General features: G+C 58.1%; 4 protein-coding genes and 1 pseudogene. All 5 read right to left on the bottom strand.

Annotated elements, in window-relative coordinates; genetic code table 11:
• Positions 1 to 234 precede the first annotated feature (234 nt).
• The 5 genes and pseudogenes from HQL44_17775 to HQL44_17755 all read right to left on the bottom strand — a co-directional run bounded on the left by HQL44_17775 (position 235) and on the right by HQL44_17755 (position 8,152).
• Entirely contained in the window at positions 235 to 2,847 is a 2,613-nt protein-coding gene (locus HQL44_17775) for a bacteriohemerythrin (protein ID MBF0270431.1), read from the bottom strand.
• A 67-nt stretch (positions 2,848 to 2,914) separates the two neighbouring features.
• Entirely contained in the window at positions 2,915 to 6,229 is a 3,315-nt protein-coding gene (locus tag HQL44_17770; GenBank protein ID MBF0270430.1) for an EAL domain-containing protein, read from the bottom strand.
• Complete coding sequence (locus tag HQL44_17765; GenBank protein MBF0270429.1) at positions 6,226 to 7,482, bottom strand: diguanylate cyclase; 1,257 nt, start codon at positions 7,480 to 7,482, stop codon at positions 6,226 to 6,228. Before HQL44_17765 ends, HQL44_17770 begins: the two co-directional genes overlap by 4 nt.
• A gap of 245 nt (positions 7,483 to 7,727) precedes the next feature.
• Positions 7,728 to 8,003 (bottom strand): annotated as a pseudogene (locus HQL44_17760) (transposase).
• A complete protein-coding gene (locus HQL44_17755; protein MBF0270428.1) occupies positions 7,976 to 8,152 on the bottom strand; it encodes a hypothetical protein in 177 nt (58 codons plus the stop codon). The pseudogene HQL44_17760 and the gene HQL44_17755 overlap by 28 nt, the downstream one beginning before the upstream one ends.
• Positions 8,153 to 8,193: the final 41 nt, after the last annotated feature.

Genomic DNA, 8,193 nt, shown 5'->3' with positions numbered 1-8,193 from the left:
GCCGGATACTTCACGATCGACCAAGTCCTCACGCGCAGCCAGTTCCGCACACACCAAAGGCTGATGTCAAAATGGCGCGCCTCTTCCACTTGGCCACCACTATCCTGCACAAAAGTCACACTTTCTTCCGAAAAACCACGCTGCAGGTCATGTCCACAGCGGATCACAAAAGCCCTAATTTGTCGTTATTGTAACTATTGCGCATGACTATAATCACGGTAGAGCGAGAACAAATCAGAACACCCCCTTCTCATTAAGGAAAACTGCATATTTCCTGTCCTCGACAAGGATGTGATTGACGATCCACCCATGCAGGAACTCAAGTAATTCCTGCGCATCCACGCCTCCTGCTCCCATCACCCTGTCCGCCATGTCTTGCACCTGATCGATCAAAGCCTTGTGGCGCCCTTGATGTTCGCCGTGATGGACATAGCCGTAATGGGCGAGCAACTCCTCTTCCTCCTGGAAATGGTACTGGGTGTAATTGAGAAGAAACTCAAGGTATTGGAACACCTCCGCGCGGCCCTGTCCGCGTTCGATGGAATCGAGGAGGGCGTTTGCGGTGGCGAAAAGGCGTTTGTGCTGCGTATCGATACGCTGGATATTGACGCTGTATTCAGGACGCCAAGCCAGCACGGTTCTGTCCTCGGCACTGATAGCTGCCACAAGACTGCTGCGGCGTTGGAAGCTTTCGAACAGTTTCCAACGCACGTTGGGGATACTGCCCAGAAGGCGTGCCGGGACCATGTGGACGCGGCTGGGCGCTGTCGCCTTCAGGGTCGCGATTCCCGGGATGTCGAATACGGCGTAGTCTTCGCCAAAGAAATCGCCTGGCCCCAGTTCCTCGATCACCGAGGTTCCGACCATGCGCGAGACTTTTCCGCTCTCGATCAGGCCGATCATGCGCTCGCGTGCGTCCAGCAGCGCCCCCTCGGGATGCTCCCGCACTGTCATGTTGCCTGCGATGGCATTGAGGGTGCTGGTCGAGACCACCGCCGCCAACAATGGCTGACGGGAAAGGAATTCCCTTCGTTCCATCAGGGCGGAGATGGTGCCGAACAATTCATGCCGACGGACGAAGGTCGCATAGAGTTCACACGGGATCTCCAGCACTTGTACGAAGCTCATCGCCCGAACAGTCTCGACCGACGGGAGTCCGTGCAGTCCGGTCATCTCACCCAAAAGGGCTCCGGCGGACAGCACCGCGCGAAAGTCGGTTTCCTCGGCCAGCACCTCGACCTGTCCCGTCAGAAGAAGATGGATGTTGTCGGGGATTTCCCGCACCTTCTGAAGAATTGTTTCGGGATTGAACGTCCGAACAGGACCGTTCAGCAGCGCGCCAAGATCATCTCCATCGACACCGGGGAAGTAGTCGTGCAGGAAGTGGTAGGCCGCCCGCCCAAGGAAATCGCGGTGGCTGGCGATCAGCACGTCGGCGCTTCCGAACGAGGCTCCCGAGCCAATCCTGCGCTGTTCTGTCGTTAATGGCTGCGCCGTATGGGCCAGAATGATCTTCCGAGAGATGTCGGTGGCGAAGTCCGCCGCATTGCCGTGGATCAGGCCGCCGCCTATGTCTACCTTCTTGACATCCGCAGGGGCGAGATAGGCCTTGCCCACCTCATCGAACATGGCTTGGCTGAGACCCGGCTTGTCGGAATCGTCGATCACCATGCCTTTCAGGATGCCCAGCCCGACGATGTCGGCGAAATGGGCGTAGGTGCGGTAGCCGTCCGCCGCCATCGCCCGGAATTCGAAAATCGTCGTTTCCACCGGATGGGGGGAAAAGATCGGTTTGACGTCCAAGCCGCCGACGCCGTTCCACGCGCCCATTTCAAGATCCGCCACGTCGAAGAAGTCCTCGAAGTCGCTTTCCTCGATGGACAGCAGGGCCGACAGCTTCTTGGCCACCGTCGCCCGCACCATGGGCACAGCCAGGAACTTGATTTTCCGGTCGGCCTGCATGAGGGTGGTGAGGCCAGCGAAATGGTCGTCGTGGGCGTGGGTCTGAAAGACGCCTTCCACCTCGTTGATGCCGATGCCCAGAGCACCGAGGGTGTGGCCGAGATTGGGGCCGGCGTCGATCAGGTAGATGCGGCCCTGGAAGACTAGAACCGACCCCATGCTGGGGCGGCGGATGTCCCAGCCGTCGCCTTCCCCGGAATGGACCACGACGAAATAATCCCGGCGGAACTGGAACGCGCCCAAAGGAAACGGGCATTCGTATTCGGTGCCGGGCGGCAGGTTGAGATCGACGGACACCGTTTCGCCGTCATGGGAAATCTCAAACATGTTGACGCCCGTTCGCCGCAGGGTGACGCCGCGGATCTCGACCGGATCGTCATCCAGCGCCAGTCCCTCGATCAGTGCACTGGGATGCTGGATTCGACCGAAAGCGAAGCGAAGCTTCAACCGCATCATCCACTCGGCGTCGTGGGGCGTGACCCCGGCCTCGATCAGTTCCTCGCGTGAGATCAGGCCATAATTGCCACGATAGATGTACTGCATCTGCGCCTGGACTTGATCCCGGCCGCCCACCAGGACGGGGCGCATCCCGGTATTGCCGGGATGGTTTGGCAACAACATCCCCTGGCGGTAGAACATCTGAAGGACGGGGAACTCGGCCAGATTCGAGAAAGCTCCGTTCTGGACCATCACGTCGGACAGCAGGATCGCGTTGGGGCCGGTCTCGCAGCGCACGCCTCCGATTTCGGTTGGGCGGATCAGACCGCGGCGCATCATGTGTTTGACTACGTCCGCCGGACAGCCGCACAGGAGCCGCAGGTCAGCTTGGGGGACTTCCACCCAATAGACACCTTGGGTGATCTCGATGTGAATGATACCGATCATTTTCCAATCCCCGCTGTTGTCGGTTTCAGAAAATCCTCCTCGGCCGCAGCTGGCGTCTGGGAAGAAACTAGCGCGTCTCAATTGCTGCGATTTCAAACAAGGTACGGCAAGAAACAGGTGACGTGACTAGGAGCTGGAATAGCGACGTCCCGGCATCAGGTTCGTCCACCAAGAATGCGTCGTCAAGGCTTCTGACACCCATGGTCCAGCCCGCGAATATACGCCGGGCCAATTTTCCTTCGCTAACCAGCGTCACATCCTTATGCCGTGGGTCATCGCGAATCATGGCGTATAGGCGCCGGATGTCGGCCTCCCCTCCTTCCAAATACTGCACGAAGACGCCGTCGAAATAAATGAGGTGGCCGGTAATTCCGTTCAGTTGGTTGAAAGCCCGCGCTTCGGAGACGAGGGCGTCAAGAAGGGAGGGCGTCACCTCCGTGGCTGGGTGGCTGATGTAAATCAGGAAGCGAAGGTTGCCGCTGTCGATTTCTTTGGCGCGGCGAGAATTGGCCGCCGCGGTCAGCAATTCGTCGGCGGGCATTGGACGATAAAACAGGTATCCTTGGATAGAGTCGCATCCGAGCGCACGAAGTGCGTTCCGCTGATCTTGCGTCTCCACCCCCTCGGCCACCAGGCTGAGATTCAGGGATTTCGACATGCGGCACAGAGTCGACACGATCACGCCGCAGTCCGGATTTGTGCCGATTCCCTGAATAAACTCCTTGTCGATCTTGAGGACGTCGATTTTCAACCTGAGCAATTGCAACAGCGACGAGTAACCAGTTCCGAAATCGTCCACGGCGATGCGCATCCCCAACCCGGCCATCCTGTCGATGGTATCCCGGTTTGCATCGGGGTCTGCCATCAGAGAGGTTTCGGTGATCTCCAGCAACAACCGGCGTGGGTCGGCTCCGGTTTCAGCGATGATCGACAATAACCGGTTTACAAGGGCCGGGTCCTCCATCTGTCGCGTTGACATGTTGAACGAGACATAAGGGGCATTCTCCCCCGCCTGCGTGTGCCAGCGGCGTTCTGTTCGGCACGCCTCCTCGAAAACCCAATAGCCGATGTCCACGATGGTACCGTTCATTTCGGCGATGGGAATGAAAGCCGCAGGGGAAATCTCGCCCTCGTCCGACCGCCATCTCAGCAGCAACTCGGCGCCGACCACCACCGACGACCGCGTATCGACGATGGGTTGGAATACGGTATAAAACTCGTTCTTTTCCAGTGCCGAGCGCAAACCGGTAGAAATCGACAACCGACGTTGGGCTTCATCCTGAAGGCCTTCGTTGAAGAAACGCCATCCCGCACGCCCTGATTCCTTGACGGAATACATCGCCGTGTCGGCAGCACGGATCAGATCATCGGCTGCATGGGTCGAGCCGTGTCCGGCGGCAATGCCGATGCTGGCGGTGATAAGCAACTTGTCTGTTCCGTAAAGGACCGGTTGCTTGGCGGCGGCGAGTATTCTTTCCGCCAAGGACGATAGCATAGCCGGGGAATCGATATGCTCGCATAGGATTACGAATTCGTCGCCAGCTAGTCGACCGACGGTGTCGCCGGGGCGCGCCACATGGATGAAGCGCTTTGAAATCTCCTTGAGCAGATGATCTCCGGCCTCGTGTCCGAACTTGTCGTTCACCGCCTTGAAACCGTCCAAATCGATGAACAAGAGCGCGATATTGTCGCTGCGGGTCTTTGACCGATGGAGAGTCTTCTCGAGGCGCTCGTGGATAAGGACGCGGTTCGGGAGGCCGGTCAGGGCGTCGTGGGTGGCGCGGCGAGTTAATTCCGCCTCGGCTTCTCTCACCGCCGTCAGGTCGCGCATGGTGGTGACAAGCACCCAGGCGTCGTCGCTGTGGAACTTGGCTATAGAGGCTTCCAAGGGGAAGAAGGTGCCGTCCTTACGATAACCGGTGATTTCTCCGCGCTGGCCCATACGCCGTTCGGTTTCGTCGCTTGCCAGGAAACGGGCTAGATGTTCCTGATGAAGGCTGCGGATGTGTGGGGGGATCAATAGATTGACCGACAGGCCGATCAATTCGTCTTCCGCGTAGCCAAACATCTCGCTTGCGGCGCGATTGGCGTCAGTGATGAAGCCGTCCTGGTCGGTGGCCAGAATGGCCATGTCCGCGTGGGCCAGGATTTGCTTCGCCGTTCCAATTTTCTGGTAGGCGTCCGCAGCCTCGGATGCCAAGCGAGCCGCCACCTGAGGATTGGAGGGCGATTCGGTAAAGTGCGGCCTGTCGGGAGGTGATCGATACCGTGCGGGGATCACCGGCGAGATCGGGCCGAATGCCCGGACGACCTCGAAGGTGCCGTCTTCCCGGCAACGCGTCAGATAGGAATTGACGGTTGCGTGATGGGTCAGGGGATCCATCGAAACCACACCTTGCGGACTGGAGACTTGAATCTTCTCAAGTGCTTGCGCAAGTGCCTTCGGCTCCAGGCTGCCGACCGCGCGCACGGCTTCGGCGAAAGCCTTGACGCAAACATAGGTGCCTTCGCCGAAATTGGTCAGAACTCCGTTTCCGTTGGGCCACAATCCCAAGACATCCGGCAATTCGCGCAAACGCGCAAGGTAAACACGCGACCCCGGTGTATCGACGGACATGAAGTAGGTGTTGCTGGAATAGAGCCCTTCTCGGGCTTTGGGGGACAGGTGACCGGCGATGATTTCGTCGAAATGTCCCATCACTACGGCCATGCGGTCTTTGATGCCCATTTCGGCGAACCGGGACAGCAGGGTGATTTGGTCCGTCCCGGCGAAGTAAGGGACGAAGACGTCGGCACCGGAGCGGGCCACCCGCTCCAGCAAGACGTCGATCTCTTCGGTGCGGACCCCGAGGGGCAGATACTCTTCTCCGACGATCTCGCCGTTCAAGGCCGCCAGCGAACGTTTACAGGCGTCGATTGATCCTCGCGGCCATTCATAATTGTTGCCGGCAAAGAACATCTTCAGGCCGTAGCGCTCGGCCATGAACGGGATCATCTTGTCGATTTGTTGGTTGGGTAAAGCCGCAAAATGGAAGAACCAACTGGACGAGATGCTGCCTTCATAGAAGGAGAAGTTGAGGTAAGGAATGCCCATGGGATCGGCCACCTTGGCCGCCACGTCGATGCGTGCGTTCGACAGCAGGTTGCCGATGATGGCGCTGCAATTGTGCTGCTCGACAAGCCGCCGCGCTGCCGGGACCGCCGTCTGCGGCAGACTGCCATCGTCTTCGATGACCAACTCCAACGGACGCCCCAGGACGCCGCCGCTTTCATTGATCTCCGCGCAAGCGATCGTCGCCGCCCAGACAATCTCTTGGCCGTACATTTCGACTAGGCCGGACAACGGGGGCATAAGCCCTAGGCGGACAGGGGTGTTCGTCATGCGACCTCGACACGGTTTCGTCCGTTCTGCTTAGCCTGATAAAGCATTTCGTCGGCGGTCTTTAGCATGGCTTCCAGCGACGTGCCGACACCATGACAGATGCCAAAACTTGCGGTGACCGGAATTCGATTTCCCGAATGGACGATCTCCTCGGCTTCCAGGGCGGCCCGCAATTTGTCGAAGAAAGGACGCACGGTGCTGTCGTCCATGTTGACGGCCAGAATAGAGAATTCCTCGCCGCCGAAGCGGGCGACAACGTCGGTCTGGCGGCATAGACTGCGCAACAGGGTAGCAACACGTTTCAAAACCGCATCACCGCCGTCATGTCCATAAGTGTCGTTGACCTTCTTGAAGAAGTCGACGTCGATCATGGCCGCAGTCAAGGCGACTTGTTCCCGCTTGGCGCTGGCGAACAGAGACTCTCCGGCATCGAAGAAGAAGCGGCGATTATGGATGCCCGTCAGAGCATCCTTGGTCGCCATGTCGGTCAGCCGCTCCACCATGTCCAACATCCGGACGTTCTGCATGACGCGGCAAAAGAATTCCTCACGCAGGAACGGCTTGTTGATAAAGTCGTTGGCGCCGAACTTGATGAACTTGGCCGACAGCGCATTACCACCGCCAGAGGACACGCCGATGATTGCTAGGCGTTCCTGATCATGCGTCGCCCGCATGCGCTTGACCATCTCCACGCCATTTATGCCGGGCATGTTGTAATCTGTGATCACCAGTCGAATGTCTGGTTTGTCGGCAAGGACACTCAACCCAGTTTCGCCGCTCTCAGCCTCAAACACCTGAAACTGGTAGCTCCTCAGCAGATCAGTGGCATAGCGTCGGGCTGTTCGGGAATCGTCAACCACCAGAACCTTGGTGTTTCGATTGCGAGTCAGCCTACCCACCAATTCGACTAAGTAGTTGAGGCTGGAAGGTGCCTCCTTGACCACGTAATCTATCACGTGCTCAGCTAGAAAACGCTCGCGTAGGTCTTCCGAAAACATCCCGGTAAACACGATGCAGGGAATGCCCTGATCCTTAAGCCAGTTCACCGCCTCGCCGTTGGGGGCGTCGGGCAAGACCAAATCGACTAAGGCGAGTCCGAACCGCGAATTACCATCCGCGACAGCCTTCATCGCCTCGGCCAAGGATAGCGCCGAAACGACTTCGCCCCCCACGCGTTCCCGAACCGCCTTGCTGACGACGGAATTGAAGAATTTCGAATCTTCTACCACCAGAATACGGGGATCATCCATCATCAAACCTCCTAAACGTGCAGCCGCGGCACTATCGCGACATAAGAGAAAACCCCTTTGTCACGGCAATTCATGCCTCCTGGGCTTCACTCAGAAAGCATTTCTTCCAATTAGCAAGCCGTTTGGATGCGTCTTGCAGAGCAAAGCGGCACTGGTGTCCTGATCGGACACCAGCTTGGTTTCTTCGCGACATCTGATAAGCATTCGCAATATCCCTTGTGCCCCGTCTCCACAGACGGTACCTGTATTTAATATAGGTTCTGCACTAATGGGAAGGCCTGTCTGGCCGCGAAGCTGGCGGCCTGTATCGAAACACCCTTGATTGCCCCCGCCTTGGTCAGACGCTCACGAAACACCCAGATCGTGTTGGCGTCGGGAACGGGATCGGCAAGCTCAAGGCCCAGGAACTGCTTCCAGGTCAGGCGGTCGCGCATAAAATACTCCGTTGCCTTGTCGCCAAGCCCGTTCATCGCCGGCAAGACCAAGGCCTTGAACATCAGCACATGATCGAAAGGAGGGCGTCCACCTTGGCCCCATCCGAGCGGGGTATCGCCCGCTCAAGATCGCTGCGGAACATCTCGAACGAGATCTTGCCGCTCAGTTCCTCCAGAACGTCGTCCTTCTTCGAAAGCCCGGCGAGGTATGTATCAACGTCAAAGAATCCCGGCACCATCCCAGTGCCTCCATGCAATCCGACCCAATCAGTGAATCAAA

The sequence above is a fragment of the Alphaproteobacteria bacterium genome (assembly GCA_015231795.1).
In the GTDB taxonomy this organism is placed as follows: Bacteria; Pseudomonadota; Alphaproteobacteria; order Rhodospirillales; family WMHbin7; genus WMHbin7.
Note: the sequence above shows the minus strand (reverse complement) of the source record. Positions and strands in the feature narration are given on the sequence as shown.